The organism is Peristeroidobacter agariperforans (assembly GCF_004138335.1).
GTDB lineage: Bacteria > Pseudomonadota > Gammaproteobacteria > Steroidobacterales > Steroidobacteraceae > Steroidobacter > Steroidobacter agariperforans.
In genome coordinates this window covers 2433533-2455067 of sequence record NZ_RYFW01000001.1, presented here as the reverse complement: position 1 = coordinate 2455067, position 21535 = coordinate 2433533, and the positions used below count along the sequence as shown (strand labels likewise).

Annotated in this window: 18 protein-coding genes; 6 read left to right on the top strand and 12 right to left on the bottom strand. The window is 63.2% G+C overall.

What is annotated here, in order from left to right; genetic code table 11:
- The first annotated feature begins 10 nt into the window (after positions 1-10).
- On the top strand, positions 11-541 hold the full coding sequence (locus EK373_RS10705; protein WP_129642646.1) for a chemotaxis protein CheW: 531 nt from the start codon (positions 11-13) through the stop codon (positions 539-541).
- A 3-nt stretch (positions 542-544) separates the two neighbouring features.
- Here EK373_RS10705 and EK373_RS33035 read toward each other — a convergent pair whose 3' ends face one another.
- The gene (locus EK373_RS33035; RefSeq protein WP_157994313.1) at positions 545-697 is read right to left on the bottom strand and encodes a hypothetical protein; all 153 of its coding nucleotides are present in this window, start codon (positions 695-697) and stop codon (positions 545-547) included.
- A 155-nt stretch (positions 698-852) separates the two neighbouring features.
- Between EK373_RS33035 and EK373_RS10700 the strand changes: the two genes are divergently transcribed.
- On the top strand, positions 853-1422 hold the full coding sequence (locus tag EK373_RS10700; RefSeq protein ID WP_129642645.1) for a redoxin family protein: 570 nt from the start codon (positions 853-855) through the stop codon (positions 1420-1422).
- Positions 1423-1494: 72 nt separating this feature from the next.
- Positions 1495-2202, top strand: a complete 708-nt coding sequence (locus EK373_RS10695; RefSeq protein WP_129642644.1) for a sensor histidine kinase — start codon at positions 1495-1497, stop codon at positions 2200-2202.
- On the opposite strand, the gene EK373_RS10690 is transcribed toward EK373_RS10695, so the two are convergent.
- Complete coding sequence (locus tag EK373_RS10690) at positions 2111-3379, bottom strand: MFS transporter (protein ID WP_129642643.1); 1269 nt, start codon at positions 3377-3379, stop codon at positions 2111-2113. The two genes, EK373_RS10695 and EK373_RS10690, sit on opposite strands and share 92 nt — an antisense overlap.
- A gap of 79 nt (positions 3380-3458) precedes the next feature.
- Entirely contained in the window at positions 3459-3923 is a 465-nt protein-coding gene (locus tag EK373_RS10685; RefSeq protein ID WP_157994312.1) for a helix-turn-helix transcriptional regulator, read from the bottom strand.
- Between the two features lie 91 nt (positions 3924-4014).
- Between EK373_RS10685 and EK373_RS10680 the strand changes: the two genes are divergently transcribed.
- Positions 4015-6900, top strand: a complete 2886-nt coding sequence (locus EK373_RS10680) for an ATP-binding protein (RefSeq protein ID WP_129642641.1) — start codon at positions 4015-4017, stop codon at positions 6898-6900.
- On the opposite strand, the gene EK373_RS10675 is transcribed toward EK373_RS10680, so the two are convergent.
- Together EK373_RS10675 and EK373_RS10670 are read right to left on the bottom strand one after the other, a co-directional pair.
- The gene (locus EK373_RS10675) at positions 6861-7181 is read right to left on the bottom strand and encodes a winged helix-turn-helix domain-containing protein (protein WP_129642640.1); all 321 of its coding nucleotides are present in this window, start codon (positions 7179-7181) and stop codon (positions 6861-6863) included. The genes EK373_RS10680 and EK373_RS10675 overlap by 40 nt on opposite strands.
- 62 nt (positions 7182-7243) lie before the next feature.
- Positions 7244-7717: a GDSL-type esterase/lipase family protein gene (locus EK373_RS10670; RefSeq protein WP_129642639.1), complete on the bottom strand. Its 474-nt coding sequence runs from the start codon at positions 7715-7717 to the stop codon at positions 7244-7246.
- Between the two features lie 243 nt (positions 7718-7960).
- Here EK373_RS10670 and EK373_RS10665 point away from each other — a divergent pair, with 243 nt between their 5' ends.
- The gene (locus tag EK373_RS10665) at positions 7961-9454 is read left to right on the top strand and encodes an ATP-binding cassette domain-containing protein (RefSeq protein ID WP_129642638.1); all 1494 of its coding nucleotides are present in this window, start codon (positions 7961-7963) and stop codon (positions 9452-9454) included.
- A gap of 525 nt (positions 9455-9979) precedes the next feature.
- Entirely contained in the window at positions 9980-10378 is a 399-nt protein-coding gene (locus EK373_RS10660; RefSeq protein WP_129642637.1) for a YciI family protein, read from the top strand.
- A 14-nt stretch (positions 10379-10392) separates the two neighbouring features.
- Here the strand turns inward: EK373_RS10660 and EK373_RS10655 are convergent, their stop codons facing one another.
- The 7 genes from EK373_RS10655 to EK373_RS10625 all read right to left on the bottom strand — a co-directional run bounded on the left by EK373_RS10655 (position 10393) and on the right by EK373_RS10625 (position 21460).
- Complete coding sequence (locus EK373_RS10655) at positions 10393-11175, bottom strand: SDR family NAD(P)-dependent oxidoreductase (protein WP_198683210.1); 783 nt, start codon at positions 11173-11175, stop codon at positions 10393-10395.
- Positions 11147-12940: an acyl-CoA dehydrogenase C-terminal domain-containing protein gene (locus EK373_RS10650; protein ID WP_129642636.1), complete on the bottom strand. Its 1794-nt coding sequence runs from the start codon at positions 12938-12940 to the stop codon at positions 11147-11149. Before EK373_RS10650 ends, EK373_RS10655 begins: the two co-directional genes overlap by 29 nt.
- Positions 12940-14373, bottom strand: a complete 1434-nt coding sequence (locus tag EK373_RS10645; protein WP_129642635.1) for an aldehyde dehydrogenase family protein — start codon at positions 14371-14373, stop codon at positions 12940-12942. The genes EK373_RS10650 and EK373_RS10645 overlap by 1 nt, the downstream gene beginning before the upstream one ends.
- Positions 14374-14383: 10 nt before the next feature.
- A complete protein-coding gene (locus tag EK373_RS10640; RefSeq protein WP_129642634.1) occupies positions 14384-15148 on the bottom strand; it encodes an SDR family NAD(P)-dependent oxidoreductase in 765 nt (254 codons plus the stop codon).
- Positions 15149-15161: 13 nt separating this feature from the next.
- Positions 15162-16274, bottom strand: coding sequence for an NAD(P)-dependent alcohol dehydrogenase (locus tag EK373_RS10635; RefSeq protein ID WP_129642633.1), 1113 nt, complete (start codon positions 16272-16274; stop codon positions 15162-15164).
- Between the two features lie 25 nt (positions 16275-16299).
- Positions 16300-18624 (bottom strand): TonB-dependent receptor, encoded by a 2325-nt coding sequence (locus tag EK373_RS10630; protein ID WP_129642632.1) that lies wholly within the window; start codon positions 18622-18624, stop codon positions 16300-16302.
- Between the two features lie 121 nt (positions 18625-18745).
- Positions 18746-21460, bottom strand: coding sequence for a LuxR C-terminal-related transcriptional regulator (locus tag EK373_RS10625; protein WP_198683209.1), 2715 nt, complete (start codon positions 21458-21460; stop codon positions 18746-18748).
- Positions 21461-21535: the final 75 nt, after the last annotated feature.

Genomic DNA, 21535 nt, shown 5'->3' with positions numbered 1-21535 from the left:
AGCAGCGCGCATGACTCAGGCCAGCTCACATCGGGCGAGAGAGGCAACATTGCCGCTGGCGCCCGGCGCGGAAGCGCAGATCAATCAATATCTCACATTCATGCTGGGCGCCGAGACTTTCGCCCTCGGCATTCTCGCGATCAAGGAGATCATCGAATACTCGAGCCTCACCGACGTGCCGATGATGCCGCCCTACGTCCGCGGCGTCATCAATCTGCGTGGCGCCGTGGTGCCGGTGATCGATCTTTCAGTTCGCTTCGGCCGCGCCTCGGCGCCCGTGACCAAGCGCACCTGCATCGTCATCATCGAAGTCATGGCGAACGAGGAGCGGCAGGTGATCGGCATCGTCGTCGATGCGGTGAATGAAGTGCTCGACATCCCAGCTTCGGATATCGAGCCGCCACCGGCCTTCGGCGCAGGCATCCGCACCGACTTCATCCTCGGCATGGGCAAGGTGCACAACAAGTTCGTCATCCTGCTGGACGTGAATCACGTGCTGGCATTCGATGAGCTTGCTGGTTTGGCGATGCCCGCCGCCTGAGGCTCATTTGCGCTTCGACGCCACCGACCACGCCGGCGGATCGCTGGCAGGGAACGATTCCCAGCCGGCCTCCTCGACCGGATCGTAGGCGTCGACCTCTTGATTCTGCTCGGCGGAGTCATCGGGCGTGACCTCGTCACGAGGGGTCTCGGACATCGTGCTCTCCTGCAAACGCTGCCAGCGATGATCTCGCAGTGTTCGCACCGGGTCTTGGATGAGCGTGCCGAAACAACGACGTACACCAAAAAGTACTCAAGCCACCGCTTTGTGCCTGCTTCCCGGTCGCAGGCCTGCCGTCTAAGCTAGCGAACATGGCATCCCCAAAGCTCGCTCCAGACTGGGACATCGCTCAGTGGTTCAACGTCGACGCTCCGCTCGACCTTCGCGCGCTGCGAGGCCGGGTCGTGGTCGCCGGTGCGTTTCAGATGCTTTGTCCCGGCTGCGTCTCGCAAACGATTCCGCAGTTGCGCCAGGCGCACGCGTTGTTTCCCGAATCCGAAGTCGCCGTCATCGGTCTGCACACCGTGTTCGAACATCACGCAGCGATGGGTCCGACGGCGCTCGAAGCATTCCTGCACGAGTACCAGGTCCGTTTTCCGGTCGGCGTCGACCGTACGAGCGGTCGCGGCGAGCCGATCCCCTCGACCATGCGCCGCTATGGCATGCAGGGCACGCCGACGCTTCTGCTGATCGATCGCGAGGGACGGTTGCGACGGCAAACGTTCGGTCACATTCCCGATCTGCAGTTGGGCGCCGAAATCATGGCGCTGATGCGCGAGCCTGCAAACATCGACGCTGTCAGCACGGACGATCGGCAACGGCGCAATCCGCAAGCGAAGTGCGATGCCGACGGCTGCGCCATCCCGAACGAATCCGAATAGCGCGACAGCGCTGGCCAATCGCCCGGAGATATAGTGAGCCGCAACATCCCTTAAGCTCACCTCCGGTGATACATGCCCACCCAGGCCGCGACGCGAATCGTCGAATTCAGCGCCGCTTCGCTGACAGACCCGCTGCGCATACTCGCGTCGATGTCGCACGATCTGCAGACGCCGCTGACGCGCCTGAAACTTCGCGCCGAGGCGATGGCCGACTCCATCGAAAGAAACAAGCTGATCGCGGATCTCGAGGAGATGGAACACCTCGTTCGGCAAGGAATCGTGTATGCGCGCTCACGTCACGGCGCGGCTGTAACGCTGCGACGTATCGATCTGGATGCCTGTCTGCAAAGCCTGGCGAGCGACTATCGGGACATCGGCAAGGCGGTCACGCTTTTCGGGCGAATCGGTACGCCGTGGATCACCTGCCAGCACGCACTACGACGCACACTGATGAACCTGATCGACAACGCTTTGAAGTACGCTGGCTCGGCCGAGCTGTGTGTGAGACGCGTGCCGGGCAACTCGATCTCGATCGTCGTCGCCGACCGCGGCCCCGGCATCCCGCCCGCGGAGCTCGCCTCTGTCATGCAGCCGTTTTATAGAGCGAGCTCATGCGTCGCCGGCGTTTCGGGCGCGGGACTTGGCCTGTCGATCGCGCACGAGCTCGCTACGTCGCTGGGCGGAGCACTCAGCCTGGCGAATCGTGAAGGGGGCGGTCTGTTGGCAACGCTGACTCTTGCGGCATGCCCCGCGTCTCCGGCAACGCCAGCGCGCCGATGATCACCAGCGAGAATGCGGCCGTCGCAAGCATGCCGATGGAACGGCCCAGCGGAACATCGAGCCACGACGCTGCGACCAGCACCGGGAAGATCGAGCCCAGCGCGCGTCCAAAGTTGTAACAAAAGCCCTGCCCCGCTGCGCGCAACTCGGTGGGGAACAGTTCGCTCATCCACGGGCCCAGTCCACTGTAGAGCCCCGCGGCAAAGAAGCCCAATGGCAAACCCAGCGCCGCAGACGCCGCGTTCGATATCGGCAGCTGCGTGTATAACAGGGCGAGCACGCCAGAGAAGATAGCAAACATCAGGAACGTGACGCGCTTACCCGCAGAGTCCACCAGGCACGACGCGACCATGTATCCACAGAACGCACCGAGAATGATGATGCTGGTGAACGCGCCAGTGCCGATGAAAGACAGCTCTCGCTCGGTGTGCAAGTACGTCGGCAACCAGATCGCGATGGTGTAGTAGCCGCCATGGGCGCCCGCCGCGAGCAGGCACGCATAGAAGGTCGCCGATCGGTAAGGCCGCCCGAAGATTGCGAACATCGATGCATGCGAATCATGCGTCGACCTTTTCGCTTCCAGGAACACGCTCGACTCAGACACCGAGCGACGCACATACAGCGCCACGAGCGCCGGCAGCAAGCCGGTGAAGAACAGCACGCGCCACGCGATAGCTTCGGGCAGCTGAGTAAACAACAGCGTCGCCAGCAGCGTGGCGGCGCCCCAACCCACCGCCCATGCGCTCTGGATCGAGCCCATGACCCGACCGCGATAGCGCGACTGAACCGCCTCGCCGATCAGAATCGAGCCGACCGCCCACTCACCGCCGAATCCCAAGCCCTGCAGACACCGGATGACCAGCATCTGCTCGAAGTTCTGCGCGACTCCGGATAAGAACGTGAACACTGCAAACCACAGGATCGTGATCTGCAACAGGCGCGCGCGGCCGAAGCGATCGGCGAGGATGCCCGCAATCCAGCCACCGACCGCGGAAAAAACCATGGGCGCGGTGGCGAGAATGCCCGCGTCCGTCTTGGAGAGGCTCCACAGCCCCATGAGCACCGGCATGACGAACGGATACAGATGGACGTCCATCGAGTCCGCGGCATAGCCGGTGAAGCAGGCCCAGAAAGTGCGGCGATCTTTGGCGGTGAGAGCGTTGAACCAGCTCGGCATGAATCCTTGCCACGACTAGCAAAGGATTCACCAGTTTAGCAGTCGCGCGTGGCCGACCGGGTGAACATTCGCACTTTATTCAGATCGCGGCCCGCTCGTCGCGCACGCCCGGGGCGCCCGTGTACACTGCCGCCCGCAGCGACGGATCGACTGCCTGAAACTTGCGGAATTGCGATGGCGTCATCCCGGTGATGCGGCGGAACGTGTTGGCGAACGCCGACGGCGTCTGGAAGCCCACCGACAGAGACACGTCGGTGATCGAGACCGTTGGATCGGTCAACAGCTGTCGTGCCCGCTCGATTCTCAGTGCACTGAACGCCGCGAACGGCGTGCGACCGGTCGCCAGCCTGAAGGCCGTACAGAAGTAGGCCGGGCTGAGGCCGAGCTCCGCGGACGCTTCGGCGAGGCTGATGCCCTCTTCCAATCGATTGCTCATATGATTCATCACGCGGCGAACCTGCCAGGCTGCCAATCCTCTGCCCGACACCAACATGCGCTCGCCCGCCGCCGTGACTCCGCCGCGCTCGCTATCTGCCATGAACATGACACCGCTCCTGTCCGATCCTGGCCGGCAGTCTCGCAGACACCTCGCGCCCCTGCTGTGAGGTCTCGGGAGTCGGCGTGAGATCGAAGTCATGAGCGGCAGGATCGTGCCCCCGATCGACACGGCGGTGGCCTTCGGGCCCTACGTTCTGAAGCCCCGTCAGCGACTGCTGACTCGCCATGGCGAGCCCGTCGACCTGGGCGGGCGTGCGCTCGATCTGTTGATGGTGCTGATCGAGCGGGCCAACGAGACGGTCAGCAAGCGCGAGTTGCTGGCGGCCGTGTGGCCGGACGTGGTCGTGAGCGAAGAGAGCCTGCGGTTTCACATGAAGACGCTGCGGGGCGCGCTGGCGGACGGCGATGACGAGGCGCGCTACATCACGACTCAGGTTGGACGGGGTTACTGCTTCGTCGCGCCGGTTCGTCGCCATGATCCAGCTCCAGCGATTGCCGAAGTCCGCGAACCGGCCCCGCTGGCAACGATGCCGTTACGCAGTTCATTGCCGACTCGGCTGCGCCGGATGCTCGGCCGCGATCAAGACGCTCGACTGCTGTCAGCGCACGCCCTAGCGGATCGTTGTGTCACTGTGGTCGGGCCGGGCGGCGTCGGCAAAACGACGCTGGCGGTCGCGGTCGCGCACGATCTGGAAAGCACTTTCCCGGGCCAGGTCTACTTCATCGATCTGAGCGCGTTTCGGAATGCGGCCCTGACTTCGACGGCCCTGGCCTCGGTGCTCGGCATGTCCGTGCCGACCGACGATCCGACGCCGAGCCTGCTCGCCTTCCTGCGCACGCGGCGCATGTTGCTGGTGTTCGACAATTGCGAGCACGTGATCGACGATGCCGCACGACTGATCGAGTCCATCGTTCATTCCGCGCCGGAGGTTCACGTCCTCGCCACCAGCCGCGAAGCATTGCGAATCGACGGCGAGCACATTTATCCGCTGGAGCCGCTGCAGACGCCGCCCGACTCACCGGAGCTGTCGGCCGGGACGCTGATGCAGTACTCGGCCGCGCAACTGTTCATCGATCGCGCCAACGCCGGTGGCTGGCGGCACACGCCCAGCGATGCGGACGCGCGCATCATCGGCAGAATCTGCCGCAAGCTCGATGGTGTCGCGCTGGCGATCGAATTCGCAGCCGGCCGCGTCGCCACGTTCGGCCTGGGTCAAACGGCCAGCTTGCTGGATGAAACATTGGGCCTCGCCTGGTCCGGCCGCCGCACGGCTCAGCCCAGACAACAAACGCTGGAAGCTACGCTCAGTTGGAGTTGCGCCCTGCTCCCGCCGATCGAGCTGCGTGTGCTCTATCGGCTCTCGATCTTCGTGGGACACTTCTGCCTGGAAGTCGCGCAAGTGGTCGCAGCCGACGCCGAAGTGGACGCAAGAAGCGTGATCTCAGCGGTCGAGGCTCTGCACGCCAAGTCCTTGCTGTCTCTGAGCAGCTACGCCGGACGAACGACTTATCGACTGATGGAGACGACTCGCGCGTATTGCATGGAGCGACTGCAAGCCGATGAGCGAGAGCATCACGAACTCGCGCTCCGCCATGCTCGGCTGTTCCAGCGGCTGCTCGAATTTCCCGAGGACTGCTTCAAGGAAAATGCCCAAACCTGGCGCAGCTACCTGGCCGAGAACCTCAGCAATGTTCGCGCGGCGCTCGAATGGGCGTTCTCGCCTCGCGGGCATGCGCCGATTGCAATCTCGCTGGCGCGAGTCGCGTCCCGACTGTTCCTCGAGCTGTCGCTGCTCACTGAGTGCCGGCGCTGGTGCGAGCGGGCCATCGAGTCGATGACCGACGCCCAACGCGGCGACGCGCCCGAGCACGAGTTGCAAGCGGCGTATGGCCTGTCGGTGACATTTACCTTGGGCAACACGGACGCCGCACGCATCGCCTTCGAGCGTGCGCTCGAAATCGCGACCGCCTTGCACGACTCTCGCAATCAAGTGCGAATGCTGGCTCGCCTGCACATCTTCCACGAGCGTCTGGGAGATTTCGCGGGCTCGCTCGCGAAGGCTCGACAGGCGGCTCAGATCGCCGCTGAGCTCGGCCAGCCAGAACAGCGGGCCGTTGCCAGCTCGTTGCTCGCAATCTCGTTCCACCTGATGGGCGATCAGGCGCGCGCGCGAGCGGCGTCGGAAGCGGCTCTGAAACTCAGCGCCCCGTCGGAGCGCTGGCAGACCATCGATGCAGGATTCGATCATCGCAATCGATCGCTCATCACGCTGGCTCGCACGTTGTGGCTGCAGGGGTTGCCGGATCAAGCACGCGCTCGCGCGGCCGCTGCCGTCAGCGAAGCGGCCGGCCTCGAACATCCGGTCACTCACTGTATTGCGTTGATCTGGGCCGTGTCCGTCGATCTGTGGAGCGGCGATCTCGAACAGGCGGAACGTCACATCGACGAGTTCATCGCCGAGGCCGAGATTCATTCGCTCAGTCCGTATCTCGCCGTCGGCATGGGCATCAAAGGCGAGCTTGCCATCCGCCGCGGTCAGGCCGAGGCGGGCGTGCCGGCGCTACGCGAGTGTCTACGACGGCTGCACGCCGTTCGCTATGAGCTGCTGACCACTCATCTGAATCTGTCGCTCGCGGAAGGTCTGATTGCGATTCAGCGTGCCGCAGAGGCGCGAGAGCTCATCGAATCGACCATCGCACACAACGAAGCAAGCGGCGAGTTGATCGCGCTGCCGGAGCTGCTGCGAGTCAAAGCGGGCCTGCTCGAGGATGGCGAGGCCGAAGAGACGTTGCGGAACGCACTGGAGCACAGCCGGCGGCAACATTCCCTGTCGTGGGAGCTGCGCTCAGCCATGGACCTCGCACGGCTGCTCGCCAAACAAGGACAAGTGGGCGCTGCGTACGATGCGCTCGCGCCAGTGTTCGCCAGGTTCACCGAGGGTTTCGGCACTGCCGATCTACGCGCCGCTCGACTACTGCTCGATCAGCTATCCGCAAACGTCACTGGCGCCGAAAATCGATAACCGCGGCCCGTGACGTTTTCGATGTATTGATCGCCGGCGCCGCTTTCGCCCAACGCTTTCCTGAGCGCTGAGATGTGGACACGGAGTGTCCCTTCTTCCACGACCATGTCGGGCCAAACGTGCGCCATCAAGTCGCGTTTCCTAACAACCTGCCCGGCCTGCGTAACCAAGGCGCCGAGAACCTCGCGCGCCCGACTGCCCAAGCGCACCGGCGTATCGCCGCGAAACAGCCTTCGCTGGTCGAGCTCGAAACGAAACGGGCCAAATGCTGTCGTCGTCATAGGCCTGCGATCTGACGGCAGCAGTGTGTCTGCAATGTGTCCAATTTGTATCGAAGGCACGTTCAGCGCAAGAACGCCGCCAGTGCGCGAAGGACGTCCACGTCGGGATCCGAGCGGTCGGAGGTCGATTCGCAGAAGATGCCACCGAATTTCTTAGTCACCTCCGCGGTGAGTGTCGCAAGCTCACGCTCCCGTTCGGGCCATCCCAGCGTGAGCACATCGGCGCCAGCGGCGCGCAACGCGGATATCATCACGGTCAGCTCGCTTCTAACCAGAGAAGGATTGAATTCACCTCGGGCGATGTCGCTGCCGCCGGCGGCAACGATGGCAAGGTCAGGCTTCAGCTCCAACGCGCGCGTCAGCTGCGTGATGCGCACCTCCGCCGCGAGCAGATTTCGGCGAGCGAGATCGAATGCAACGAATTCCGGCTGGACGCGGGTGAGCGCTTCGCTGATCCGATCGACCCACGACATGTCGCTGTCGCCCAGAATCACCAGGCGTTTCCAGCGTGCGCCCGCGAGCATCGAAGCTGACATGGAGTTCTCCGCACGAATTGCCGGCGCATGGAAGCACGCGCCGTAAGAGTTGTTGCCACACGCTGCAACACTTAATAGGTGTTGCGAGTCCCACTTCAGGCGCGGCCTGCTGCAATCCGGCGCGATTCGACGTACACTGCCCGCCTCTGGATGCAAATCCAGAGTTCTATGCGCCAATAAACAACCTCTGCATTTTCTACTTGCTTCTCCTGCAGACGCGCACGCCTGTGCGCGGAGGTTGTTATGTCTCCAGTTATCGTGGCGCGCGACGTCGCGTACGAATTCTCCAATGGGCGCGAGCTGTTCAAGCACCTGAGCTTCACCCTGAATGCCGCGCGGTCGGCATTGGTCGGCCCCAACGGCGTCGGTAAAACGTGCCTCGCCCGGCTGCTGGCCGGCGGGCTCGAGCCGACCCATGGCGCCATTCAACGCGATGGCGCCGTCGCCCTGTTTGCTCAGCGCGAGCCACCCGAGCCGATTGCGGTGGCTGACTATCTTGCGTCCGTCGATCAGTGGTCGCTCACGCGAGACCGGCTGCTGACAAACATCGATCAGCAAGCGCTGTGCACGACACTGAGCGGCGGCCAGTGGATGCGAGTGCGGCTGGCACGCGCGCTGGACGAAGGCTTTCTGATTCTCGATGAGCCCACCAATGACCTGGACCGCGAAGGCCGTGAGGCGGTGTTCCAGTTCCTTCGTTCGCATGCCGGCGGCGTGCTGCTGATCTCTCATGATCGCGAGGCGCTCGAGCTGTGCGACGAGATCCTGGAGCTTTCCAACCTGGGCCTGATGAAGTTCGGCGGATCGTGGTCGGAGTACGTGATCGAGAAAGATCGCGAGCGTGCGCGGCTCGGCGCGGCCCTCGACCAAGCCAAACGAGAGCGCGACGCTGCGGTCGTCCATCGCGTAGAACAACAAGCCCGGCAGGAAAAGCGCAACCGTCGAGGGCAGGCTGCTGCCGCCCGCGGAGGCATTCCCAGAATTCTCGCCGGCGGCCGCAAGCGCGCGGCCCAAGTTACGACGGGCAAGCGAGATGTCGCTCTGGTCGAGCGTGCCGGGGCCGCTGTGACCACGGCACACGAAGCGTTCGCGGACTTGAAGGTCGATCCGGTGATGTATGCGGACCTGATGGGACAGGAACTGCACTCGCAGAAACTCATCGCCGAAGCTCGCGGCTTCAACATTCGCTTTCGCGACTGGCTCTATGCGCACGATCTCGACTTCAGCTGGCGCGGCAATGTCAGGTTGGCTCTGCAAGGCCCCAACGGTTCGGGCAAATCCACCCTGCTCAAGGCCCTGACCGGCGCGCCTTCGATCTCGCGCGGTGAGTTGAATCGGGGTCAACTCGTGACGCTATATATAGATCAACGCTGCAGCGTGCTCGACGACACATTGAGCGTCCTCGACAACGTCCGCGCCGTGGCTCCAGGCAGCGAAAGCGAGATCCGCACTCATCTCGCCCGCTTCCTTTTCACCAGGGATACCGTCTTCCAGAAAGCCCACTCCCTCAGCGGCGGCGAACGCCTCCGCGCCACCCTCGCCCGCGGCCTCCTCGCCACGCACAAACCCGAACTGCTCCTACTCGACGAACCGACCAACAACCTGGACCTGGCAAACATCGAGTTCCTGGAAGGGCTGATTCGCGAATTCCACGGCGCACTGATCGTCGTCTCGCACGATCACAGATTCCTGGCGAACTGCGGGGTGACGGCGGGGTTTGAGTTGCCAGCTCGCTGAGGCGCGCGGATCAGAGGCCGCGCAACGCCCGGCGTGCGCGTCACGCGGCATGGACGCCGCGGCATACGGCGCACGCCTGTTCAGTCAAACAACGAGCTATTCACCATTTTGGGTTGATCACATCGAACATGATTGCGAGGTGACGGATTTCCGACATGGAGCTGTCGATCGAGGGCGCCGGGTCGAGGCCGCATCAGTTTCCACGCCTTGCTGGGCCATGTCCTGCGAGGCACAAGCCCGCGGCCGCCGCCCTAGACCTCAAACCCCAGAAACGCGAAACCCCGCTTGTGGCGGGGCTTCGTCAGTCCGGATCCTCTTACCAAGCACCGGGGCGGACCTCGTCAGAGGCGGGCGTGCACCGGGCCGGCTTTTGTGCACAGGGGGGTTCTACGGCGGCCAATGAAGTAGAACAAGCCAGTTAACACACCCTATCTCATTAGTTGCGCCCTCCGTCCTGCCTGCACCATCCCTCCCGCCAGTCTGCTACTCTGTCTATCCGTACAGTAACCCAAGCAGGGGACGATAATGAGCAATGCGAAAGGGCTGTCCGAGTATCTGGTTATTTCCAAAGGATACTGGGACGAAGATAAATCCCCGGAGCAGATCCAGGGCGCGATCGATGCCTTCTATAAATGGCACGACGTGCTGGTGGCGCAGGGCAAGATGATTTCGGGGCAGCGGTTGCAGCCGGCGAAGATGGTGGTTTCCAAGCACGGCATCACCGACGGGCCGTTTGCCGAAACCAAGGAAGTCATCGGAGGGTACTGGCATTTTTTAGCAAGTAGCCTCGAAGAAGCGGCGGCGCTGGCCGCGCAGAATCCGACGCTGGCGTGTGGGCTGAGTATGGAGATCCGGCCGATCGAGCCCACCAAATGTTCGGCGTTCGACCAGACAACCGAGACGCCGCACAGTCGCCGCAAGTAACAATCGCGGCGCATTCATAACGTGCTGACCACATGCCCGCCATCGACAGTGATGACACTGCCGGTCATGTAGCGCGAGGCGTCGCTGCACAACAGTAACAACGCGCCATCCAGATCGGCGGGCTCGCCGAGATGGCGCTGTGGAATACGTCGGACCAGGGCTTGTCCGGCGTCCGTCTCGAAGAACGCTGAATTCAAGTCGCTCGCGATATAACCCGGTGCGATGGCGTTGACGCGAATGGAATATCGCGCCAACTCCAACGCCATCGTCTTGGTCAGCTGAATCAGCGCCGCTTTGGAGGCCGCATACGGCGCGACCATCCCGGCCTGTCGCAACCCCAAAATCGACGCCACGTTCACAATGCATCCGCCGTGCCCCGCGGAGCGCAGATAGCGAGCGACCGATTGGCTCATGAAGAACGCGCCACGCAGATTGGTGTTGATGACGGTATCCCAATCGGACTGCGTCTGATCGAACACCGGCTTGCTGACAGTGACGCCCGAGTTGTTGATGAGAATGTCCAGGCGTCCGAAGCACTGCCGTGCCTCCTCCACCGCACGTTCAACGGAATCCGCATCGCCGGAGACATCCAGAATCAGAGGCGCCGCCCGACCGCCCGCAGCAACGATCTCTGCTACCAGCGCATCAAGCAACGAAGCCCGCCTCGCCGCGACGACGACACTCGCACCAGCTCTCGCCAGGGTTTGAGCGAAATGCCGACCCAGGCCGCTCGATGCACCCGTAACCAGCGCGACCTTGCTGCTGAGATCAAACACCGAGTCCAAAGCTCGCCTCATCCATACTCATCAGCGACGTGCTGCCATTCCGGATACTGTGCGCGTGCGCGTGAATCCTCGGCAGCATCTTGTCGAAATAAAACTGCGCCGTTTGAATCTTCGCTCGATAGAACGCCGACTCCGCATCGCCGGCGTCGAGCCGCTCGTGCGCGACCACCGCCGACAGCGCGAGCACATAACCAACGCACACATAGCCGGCGAGCATCAGATAATCCACAGCCGCCGCGCCCACACTCGCCGGATCCGAGCGGTGCTGCTCAGCAACGGCGTCCGTAATCTCCCGCCACAAGCTCACGCCGTCCGTGAGCGCCGCCGCCAATCGCTGCAACGATCGCTGACGTTCAGCTCGCGTGGCAAGCGCAAGGATCTCATCAGTGAACCCTTCGAATTCCTCGCGCAACGGACCGAGCAGCTTCCGACCGAGCAAATCCATGCCCTGAATACCCGTTGTGCCTTCGTAGATCCGAGTGATGCGAACGTCGCGCACGCGCTGCTCGAGCCCCCACTCTTTCATATAGCCATGGCCGCCCAGAATCTGAATGCCCAGATCCGTGGCCTCCGTCGCCCACTCGGACAACGCGCCCTTCGCAATCGGCGTCAACAACGCAAGCCGTTGCTCAGCACGCGAACGCACGTGAGCGTTCGGGCTGTCGGCGAGGTCGACCCATTTTGCGCAGTAGAGCACGAAGGCGCGGCCACCTTCGGCAATCGCCTTCTGCGTCAACAGCATTCGACGGATATCCGGATGAACGATCAACGCCGCCGGTCGAATCTCATCGGCCGGCGCATCCAACGCCCGCCCCGCCAGCCGCTGCTGCGCATACGCCAACGACGTTTGAAACGCGCCTTCGGCGTGCGCTTGTGCCTGCTGGGCCGTACCCAGCCGGGACTTGTTGATGAATACGAACATTGCACTCAGGCCACGCCCCGGCTCGCCCACCAGCCAGCCCTGCGCACCTTCGAAGGCCATGACGCACGTAGCGCTGGCCTTCAAGCCCATCTTGTTCTCGATGGACAGGCAGCGCACCGAGTTGAGCGAGCCCAACGCACCGGACGCGTCCGGCACACGCTTGGGGACTGCAAACAACGAAATGCCTCGCGTGCCGGAAGCCGCACCGGGCAAGCGCGCCAGCACGAGATGCACGATGTTCTCGGAGAAGTCCTGCTCACCCGAGCTGATGAAGATCTTTGTGCCGGAGATCGAGTAGCTGCCGTCGGCTCGCGGTTCGGCCCGGCAACGCACCTGGCCAAGGTCCGAGCCACAGTGCGGCTCGGTCAGGCACATTGTGCCCATCCACTCGCCGCTGATCAGCCTGGGAACGAAACGCTGCAGCAACTCGGCATCCGCGAATCCGAGCAACGTCTTGATCGCGCCGTCGTTCAACAGCGCATACATGCACCACGCGTGATTCGCAGCCTGCATGAACTCCGAGACGCAGAGCTTGAGCGAATATGGCGCCGCTTCGCCGCCATACTCGGCCGGATTGCCAAGCCGGGGCCAGCCCGCCTCGACATACTCCTCGTAGGCGTCGGCGAAGCCGCTCGGCGAACGAACCTGCCCAGCTTCGAAATGCGCGCCTTCTTCGTCGCCGACTTGATTCAGCGGCACGAGGACATCTTCCGCGAAGGTTGCAACAGCCTGCACCACTGCATCGACTTCTTCTGTCCCAAGCTCCGACTCCAGAGCGCGGTAGTGAGCAGCGAAGTCGAGCACCTCGTGCACACAGAAGCGCACGTCGCGAAGCGGCGCCTTGTACGTTTGCATCAGTGCTCCGCGAAGTGGCCGAGCACCGCCTTGGTCTCGAGGAATTCCTTGAGACCTTCCTTGCCCCATTCGCGGCCGTTGCCGGACTGCTTGTAGCCGCCGAACGGTGCATTCATGTCGAGCGCAGCACCGTTGATATGAATCATCCCGGCCCGCAGTTGCCTGGCGACATTCCGCGCTCGCTCCAGGTTGCCGGAGTGCACGTAGCCGGCGAGCCCATACACCGTGTCATTCGCGATGCGCACCGCCTCTTGCTCATCCTGGTAGGGAATCATCACGAGCACCGGGCCAAAGATCTCCTCGCGCGCGATCGTCATCGAGTTGGTGACATCGGCAAAGATCGTCGGGCGCACGAAGTAGCCGCGAGTCAGCTCGTCCGGACGTCCGAGTCCGCCGGTGACGAGTCTCGCCCCCTCATCGACGCCTCGCTGAATCAATCCCTGGATCTTGTCGAACTGCGCTTTGCTCGCCACGGGGCCCATGGTCGTGCCCGACGCCTTCGGATCGCCGATGACGCAGCGCTCGGCCACGCTCTTGGCGATGCGCACGGCTTCATCGTAAAGCTTCGCCGGCACGAGCATGCGCGAGGGCGCGTTACACGATTGGCCGCTATTGATCAGCATCGGCATCACGCCGCCCTTGACCGCCGCCGTCAGGTCGGCATCGTCCAGAATGATGTTGGCCGATTTCCCGCCAAGTTCCTGTGACACGCGCTTCACCGTGTCCGCCGCCATCTTGGCCACCTGAACGCCGGCGCGCGTCGAGCCGGTAAAAGAAATCATGTCTACGTCCGGGTGCCGCGCCAATGCTTCGCCCACCGTCGGGCCATCCCCATCGACGAGATTGAACACGCCCTTCGGCACAGCCGCTTCCTCGAGGATCTCGGCGAACACGTGCGCACACAGCGGCGCGATCTCGCTCGGTTTCAAAACAACCGTGCAGCCGGCTGCGAGGGCGGGCGCCACTTTGCAGGCGATCTGATTGATCGGCCAGTTCCAGGGCGTGATCAATCCGCACACGCCGATGGGTTCGCGACGGACCAACGTACCGTTCATTTGCTCTTCGAACTCGAACGTCCGCAGCGCACTCAACGCCGCCATGAAATGGCCGATGCCCGCGCCAGCCTGGACCTGCACCGCTAATCCCAGCGGCGCGCCCATTTCATCGGAGATCACCTCGCCGAGGCGCGGCAAATGCTTCTGCATCACCTCGATGATGCGCTGGAGCAAGGCAATGCGCTCTTCGCGAGATGTCTGTGAGAACGACGCGAATGCAGCCCTCGCTGCTTTCACGGCCCGATCGACGTCCACGATCGATCCGAGACTGATCGCACCGACCGGTCGTTCCGTCGCCGGACTGACAACTTCGAGATCGCGAGGGCTGGCCGGCGAAACCCAGGCGCCGTCGATATAGAACTTGCGGAAGTCGTACATAGGAAGTCCCTTACTTCGGTGGCATGCGCTGCGCGCCGTCGAGACGAATGGTCTCGCCGTTGAGGAATGGGTTCTCGGCGATCGAGATCACGAGTTGCGCGAACTCCGGCGGCCGGCCCAGGCGGTTTGGAAACGGAATGGACGAGGTCAACGCAGCTTGTAGTTGCTCATTGAGCTCGCCACCGAGCATCGGCGTTTCAAATACGCCGGGCGCGATAGTCACGACCCGTATGCCCACGCGCGCGAACTCACGGGCCAGCGGCAGCGTCATGCCTACGACACCAGCCTTCGATGCCGAGTACGCCGGCTGTCCGATCTGTCCGTCGAACGCCGCGATCGATGCGGTGTTCACGATCACGCCACGCTCGCCACCATCGAGCGCAGGCGCATTCTGCATGCGCGCGGCAGCGAGGCGAATGATGTTGAACGTGCCGACGAGATTCACATTGACGATGCGCGAGAACTCCGCAAGCGCCAGTGGCCCGTCGCGTCCCACGGCCTTTCCCGGCCTGCCAATGCCGGCGCAGTTGACGATGACGCGCGCGACGCCGTTATGTTGTTCGGCAGATTCAATAGCCCGAGCCGTGCTCGTCTCATCAGCAACGTTACAAACCTCGGCGTGACAGCCGAGCGTCTTCGCCTGCGCCGCCAGCGTGGTCTCGTTCAGGTCGAGCAACGTGACCTTCGCTCCCGCTTTCAACAAGGCGGCCGCCGTTGCGGCGCCGAGGCCGGAGGCGCCGCCCGTGACAATGGCTGCATGACCCGCTAGATGCATTCGAAGACTCCGATTAACTCGTATGAGGCGGCTGCACGATGGCCTTGATCGCCAGGCCGCTGGCGCACGCCGCGGCCGCTTCGTTCAATTGCGCCAGACTGAAATAGGAAACCAGGCGATCGAACGGAAACGTTCCGTCGCGCCACCAATCGATCAGTTGCGGAATGAATCGCTGCGGGACGCTGTCTCCCTCAGTAACACCGCGCAGCGTCTTCCCGAACAGAAATCGATTCATGTGAAGCTGAACTTCGGCTTGATGGCCGGCGACACCGAGCGACGCACACACGCCGCAAGCTCGCAAACTATCGACCGCCTGCCTCAGCACCGCAGGCGCGCCGGTGCACTCGACGCTGTAGTGAACGCCGCGGCCTTTCGTGGCAGCACGAATCGCCACGAGAGCGTCTTCAACTTGCGTATTGATAGTGAGCGTCGCGCCCAACTCTGCAGCGATTCCCAAGCGTCCCGCGTTCTTATCGATTGCGATGATCGTTGCGCATCCGGCGATGCGCGCCGCCATGATCGCGGACAAGCCGACGCTGCCCGCACCGAAGATCGCGATGCTCTCGCCGCGACCTGGCTTCAGCGCATTGATGACGGCTCCCGCACCCGTCTGCATGCTGCAGCCGAGCGGCCCCATCAATTCCAGCGGCACATCGGTCGGCACGCGGATCGCATTCGACTCCAGCACCAACGCATGCGTGGCGAACGCACTTTGCCCAATGAACCGCGCCGATAACGGCTGGCCTTGCCGATCTCTCGCGAGCGCACTGCCATCCACACGAACGCCGCCGAAATTGAGGCGGGCGTTGCGCGTGCAGTAAGCCATCCGATCGTCCTGGCAATACTCACAATCGCCACAGTATGCATAGGAAAGTACGACGGCATCGCCGGGGCGCAGCCGCGTGACGCCCGCGCCCACTTGCTCGACGATGCCCGAGCCTTCGTGGCCCAGAATCGCAGGTAATTTGAACGGCAAGTCCTGGTCGCGAGCACTCAAGTCGGTATGACACAGTCCGCAGCCGACGATGCGCACCAGCACCTCGTGCTGCCGAGGCGCGTCGATCTCGATCGGTTCGAGATCGAACGCACCCGGGCGACGGACGACAGCGGCGGTGGCAGCTCGCATGCGGCTTTCGACAGCGCACGTCCGCCTAGAACGACATCCGCAATGTCAGGCCGTATGTCAGCGGCGCCGAGACATAGCCGTTCGCGTCCGTTCCTTGCAGCGGCGAGTTGAAATGCTGAGTCACATAGCGCTGATCGCTGCAGTTCTGGCACCACGCCGTGACCGACCACGAGTTGTCCGAAGCTTTCAGGCCCAGGCTCAGGTTCAGCTCCGTCTGCGCCTCACGCATGAGGTTGTTGGACGTGTTCGTGAACTGATCGCCCGTGTAGGTCGCGGCCACGCGACCGACTAGCGAGAGGCTGTTGCTCAACGGCTGATCGAGACTCAACGACGCATTCGCCGCGAGATCGGGTGCCTGCGCGAAATCACGACCCGACAGATTGAGGATCGATGCCGACTCGCCGAACTCCGCCTCCGCGAGCCACGTGGCATCGAGCCCCAGTGTCAGCGTATCCGTCAGCGTGAAACTGTTCTCCGCTTCGAGGCCGTACACCGTGGCTTCCGGCGCATTCACGATGGTGAACTGCGTGCCGAGGAACTGCGCCACCTGCAGGTCTTTCATCTCATCGTAGAACGCGGCGAAGTTGCTGCGGGCACGACCGTTGGCGTATTCGGTCTTCAAGCCGAGCTCGTAGCCGTCGACGTACTCCGGCTTGTAGCGTGGATCGAGCGGCACGGCGCCAGGCACTTCGGCGGGATTGTTCAGTCGCGTGCCTGCAGCCGTGTTGTCGATGTTCACGCCGCCGGCCTTGAAGCCGCGGCTGTAGCTCACATAGCCCATCACATCCGACGTGAATTGATACTGCAGACCGAGCGTGCCGGTGACCGCATCGTCTTCTTGCTTGGCGCTGTACTCGGGCCCCGGCTGCACGTTCAACAACCGGAACGCGGCGTTCGGCAGCGGCGTGAAGAAGAAGCGCTCGAACGCGCCGGTCTTGTCTTCACGCGAATATCGAGCACCGACGATCAGCTTCAGCGGATCGCTGAGCCCGATGCTCCAATGCGTGAACGCCGCGTACGAACGGCTGCTTGCCGGCAGAACCGCATCGCTCCACAACCCTTCCGGCGCGGCCGAGGTGCCGGGCGGCAGCCCTGCCTGCGCACCGAACAGCACATCGAAGAACGCCTGCGCCTGATTGCCCCACAACAGCTGATGCGTGGCGTCGATGTCTTCATCCGCGAAGTACGCGCCGAACACATAGTCGGCCGAAGCCAGCGTGCCGTTGTAAGTGAGCTCCTGCGAGAAGAAATCGGTGCGGAAGCTTTCGTTGATGGTGAGGATGTTGGCGCCGGTGAAATCGGCGTCCATGCCGTCCTGCTGAATCTTCCAGCTGCGGTACGCCGTCACCGAGTGCAGCGAGTTGCCCTTGCCCAGCTCCCAGTCGGCCTGCAATACGACGCCTTTATCAGTGAGATCCTGGATGGTGTCGTTGCTCAGCACCTGCTCATAGTCGTCGAAGTCCGCAGACGGCGGACTCAGCCCACGACCGACGGTGAGAAGGTTGATGAAGGGCTGCAGCGGTCCATCCACATCGTCGACCTGCCCGTAACAGCAGTTGCTCTTCTCCTCGGAGTAGTCGGCGATCAGTCGCAAGGTCAGCGAGTCGGTCGGCTCGACCAGCAGTTGCGCCTTGGCCGCGCGTGGCTTGCGTTCGTTGTAGGAGTCGCCCGTGTTCGGGTTCTCGATGAAGCCATCGGCTTCCGACCACAACGCCGCGACCCGAGCCGCCGCCCGATCGCCCATCGGAATGTTTACGGCGCCACGCGCGAGCATCGTGTCGTAGTTACCGTAAGTCAGCTCGAAGTTCGAATTGAAGTCGCCCAGCGTCGGTCGGGTGCTGTTGATGAGCAAAGCGCCGGCGGACGTGTTCTTGCCGAACAGCGTGCCTTGCGGTCCACGCAGGACCTGCAGGCCATCGATGTCGAGCCAGTTCTGCAGGGCCTGACCGGCACGAGTGCGGTACACGCCATCGACGAACACGCCGACTGCGCCTTCGAAGGCGCGGCTGTTGCCGACCGTGCCGATGCCTCGAATACGGATGTTGGCGCTGTTCGCGGCGCTGTTGCTGCTATCGAATGAGATGCTCGGCGAGATCTGTTGCACGTCGCCGATGTTTTCGACTCGCGCGGCTTCGAGTGTTTCCGCCGTCACTGCGGTCACGGCGACCGGCACTTCTTGCAGGTTTTGCGCTCGTCGCTGAGCGGTAACGATGACCTCTTCGGTGTGCGCCCCTGCGACGCTCTGGTTCGTGTTCGCGACGGTCGATTCCTGCGCGCCCGCGGTTCCCGCCATGGCCAGCAGGACCGCCAGCGATCCACCCACCCGCTTGTACCCCAACTCGATAGTCATCCGATTTTCCCCCCGACTCTTATTGATCAGGCTGCATGGCCCCCGGATACGGCGGCCCGTTCTGACTCAAGGATGGGCCCGGGGCGGGTCGGCCCGACTCGTCGGAACTGACGATCTGGCGTCAGGTGATCAGGTTCAACTTGCGGGCCACGGCGATGGCCTGGGTGCGGTTGTGTACGCCGAACTTGGCGTTGATGTTGCGCAGGTGCGTACGCACCGTGGTCTCCGATACGAACAAGCGCCCGGCAATCGCCAGATTCGACAGCCCCTCCGCCAGCAGCCGCAGGATTTCGAGCTCCTTGCGGGTCAGCGCCTCGGTGGCGCCGGGCGCCGGGGCCGGTGCTTCGACCTTTTCGGCGCGCTGCCCGGCGAGCCGTTTCAGGTATTCGGCCAGGTTGGCCGTTTCGTCGAGCTCGTTCTGTTGAGCCAGCGACAACCGCTGCAACAGCCGCTGCATCGGCTCGCCTTCGTCGAGGAAGATCCGCACGAACCGTTCGCGCGCACCCAATCGGAGCGCATCTCGAGCCATGCGCAGCGACGCCTTTGCGTTACCCGCCTTATCCAGCGCGAGCGCCAGCAGGATGCGCAGCTTCAGGGCGCGGCGATGACGCTTGGCGTTCTCGGCGCGCTCGAGTTCCTGTTTGAGTTGATTGACCGCCTCGTCCGCCCCGCCGCTGTGAATCATCAAGCGCAGCTGGCCTTCCAGCAACGTGTCCATGTCGTTGCCAAACAGCGCGCGGGACATCACCGGCGTCCAATCCACCGCCGACCGTGCCCTCTGCAACGCTTCACGTGCGCTCTTCACATCATTGCGCCATAACGACAGACGCGCCCGCTCCAGCTGTGCGTTCGCCACCAGGCGTGCGAGGCTCATGCGATGGCCGAAACATTCCATTTCGGTCACGGCCAGCAGCGCGCGATCGTGATCGCCGGCGTGATGGGCAATGCGTGCCAGGCTGCGATGGCCGCAGATGAGATGATCGGTCATTCCCAGTTCCTGCATCAGCGGCACATACACGCTGAGCAAGCGCTCCGCCTCCGCCAGCTCGTCCTGCTCATAGAGCACTTCGGCGAGCAGGATGCCGGCCATGGCATTGCCATTCGTATCGATCAGGAACTTGCGCGAGCCGACCGCGGAGGAATGTTTGAAGCGCGCGGTCGCCTGCCTGAGCCGGCCATGCAGCAGGTCAATGGCGCCTTCCACACATTGAGCGAAGATGGTCATGAACGGACCGGCCGGCGCATCCTGCTGAACCCGGCTGCGATCAAGCAGCTCGCGCGCGTTGGTGTACTTGCCCATGATCATGTGCAGGTTCGCCAGCGACGTGCGCAGGATGCTGAAAGGAAACACCTGCTCTGCGGTCACCTGCTCGAGCGCGCCTTGAGCGGCGTCGTATGCCTCATCGAACCGATCCAGCATCGTGAGCAACATCGGGCGCAAGGCAAGCGCATGCACTTCCAGCTGCGGCGGCAGCGGGCCTTGCGCCTCGATGCGCTTCAACATCTGCATGGCCTCCTGCCCGCCTTTCGTGAATGACAACGCCCAGGCGTGCATCAAGCGCAGATGCGGCCAGTTCGCGAGCTCCTGTGGCGGCACCAAATCCAGCAATCGCGCCAGCAGCCGGATGCGTCCGCCTTCCAGCAATTGCTCGGCGATGCGCTCCAACATCGGCAGTGCATAGTCGAAGTCCGCCGAGGCAAGCGCATGCTCCACGGCCGGCACGGGGCGATTCTGCGCGTCGTACCAGCGAGACGCGGCACGATGCAGATCGGGAATGTCCTGCGGATACAGGCGCTCCAACTGAGTGCGAAGGAAGCCGGCAAACAGGCTGTGATATCGGAACCACTCGCCGTCCTCGCTGATCCGCTGCACGAACAGATTCGAGCGTTGCAACGACTCGAGAATCTCGCGACTGTCGCGTTGACCGCGCACGGCGTCGCAGAGTGGCGCGTTGAAATGATGAAGCACGCTGGTGCGCACGAGGAATTCGCGCACGCTCTGACTTTGCTGAGCCAGCACTTCCTCGGCCAGATAGTCCGCAACCAACGCATTCGAGCCGGAGAAGTGCGACACCAACTCGACCGAGCGCTCGCTGCGTTCGAGCGCGAGCGACGCCAGCCACAACGCAACCGGCCATCCTTCGGTAGCGCCTTGCAGCCGCGCGATGTCGGCGCCGGGCACGTTCAATCCACGCTTGTCTCGCAGATAGTCGCCAGTCTCGGCGACCGAGAAGCGAAGCTGCATCGGATCGATCACCAGCAATTGACCGCGAGCGAGCAGCCGGGGCGCACCGATGTCCAGCATCGTTCGCGACCCAATCACGACGCGGCAGCCCTCGGGCAGGTTCTCGATCACCTGTCGCAACACCGCCAGCGACGCTGCGTTCTGTAACGACTCCGCGTCATCGACGAACAGCACGAATGGGGCCGGCGTGCAGGCAATGCGCTCCATCAGGTCGAGCGCGATGACACCGGCCGCGACATCGTTCTCCGGCTCCGTGCCGGGCGCGACGCCACTGAGCAACTTATCGAACGACGCATCGAGGAACGCGAGAAAGCGCCCGACATCGTTGTCAGCCGCATCGACGGTGAGCCAGGTGGTAGTGACGCCCTGGGCGCGCAAGCCGTCCATGACTTGCAGCATCAACGTGGTCTTGCCGAAGCCCGCCGGCGCTTGAATCAACACCACGCTCTCGCCGCCGGCACGGCACAAACGCTCCTGCAATTCCTTGCGCGGAATTTGCGAGGCCGGCAGCGTCGGCGGCGTGGTTTTCGCCAGCAGCAAATGATTGCGCACGCCCGAGACGAAGTCAGAACGATTTTTCGGCAATCCCACGTACATCTATCGACCCGCGGCCGCCGGCTCAGCGCTCGGCGCCCAACCCCCTCATGAATCGACTGTGCTTGATTC

Excerpts from the sequence above, each read along its gene's own strand:
- EK373_RS10705 (WP_129642646.1), top strand. The coding sequence starts at position 11 with ATGACTCAGGCCAGCTCACATCGGGCGAGAGAGGCAACATTGCCGCTG.
- EK373_RS33035 (WP_157994313.1), bottom strand. The coding sequence starts at position 697 with ATGTCCGAGACCCCTCGTGACGAGGTCACGCCCGATGACTCCGCCGAG.
- EK373_RS10700 (WP_129642645.1), top strand. The coding sequence starts at position 853 with ATGGCATCCCCAAAGCTCGCTCCAGACTGGGACATCGCTCAGTGGTTC.
- EK373_RS10695 (WP_129642644.1), top strand. The coding sequence starts at position 1,495 with ATGCCCACCCAGGCCGCGACGCGAATCGTCGAATTCAGCGCCGCTTCG.
- EK373_RS10690 (WP_129642643.1), bottom strand. The coding sequence starts at position 3,379 with ATGCCGAGCTGGTTCAACGCTCTCACCGCCAAAGATCGCCGCACTTTC.
- EK373_RS10685 (WP_157994312.1), bottom strand. The coding sequence starts at position 3,923 with ATGTTCATGGCAGATAGCGAGCGCGGCGGAGTCACGGCGGCGGGCGAG.
- EK373_RS10680 (WP_129642641.1), top strand. The coding sequence starts at position 4,015 with ATGAGCGGCAGGATCGTGCCCCCGATCGACACGGCGGTGGCCTTCGGG.
- EK373_RS10675 (WP_129642640.1), bottom strand. The coding sequence starts at position 7,181 with ATGACGACGACAGCATTTGGCCCGTTTCGTTTCGAGCTCGACCAGCGA.
- EK373_RS10670 (WP_129642639.1), bottom strand. The coding sequence starts at position 7,717 with ATGTCAGCTTCGATGCTCGCGGGCGCACGCTGGAAACGCCTGGTGATT.
- EK373_RS10665 (WP_129642638.1), top strand. The coding sequence starts at position 7,961 with ATGTCTCCAGTTATCGTGGCGCGCGACGTCGCGTACGAATTCTCCAAT.
- EK373_RS10660 (WP_129642637.1), top strand. The coding sequence starts at position 9,980 with ATGAGCAATGCGAAAGGGCTGTCCGAGTATCTGGTTATTTCCAAAGGA.
- EK373_RS10655 (WP_198683210.1), bottom strand. The coding sequence starts at position 11,175 with ATGAGGCGAGCTTTGGACTCGGTGTTTGATCTCAGCAGCAAGGTCGCG.
- EK373_RS10650 (WP_129642636.1), bottom strand. The coding sequence starts at position 12,940 with ATGCAAACGTACAAGGCGCCGCTTCGCGACGTGCGCTTCTGTGTGCAC.
- EK373_RS10645 (WP_129642635.1), bottom strand. The coding sequence starts at position 14,373 with ATGTACGACTTCCGCAAGTTCTATATCGACGGCGCCTGGGTTTCGCCG.
- EK373_RS10640 (WP_129642634.1), bottom strand. The coding sequence starts at position 15,148 with ATGCATCTAGCGGGTCATGCAGCCATTGTCACGGGCGGCGCCTCCGGC.
- EK373_RS10635 (WP_129642633.1), bottom strand. The coding sequence starts at position 16,274 with ATGCGAGCTGCCACCGCCGCTGTCGTCCGTCGCCCGGGTGCGTTCGAT.
- EK373_RS10630 (WP_129642632.1), bottom strand. The coding sequence starts at position 18,624 with ATGACTATCGAGTTGGGGTACAAGCGGGTGGGTGGATCGCTGGCGGTC.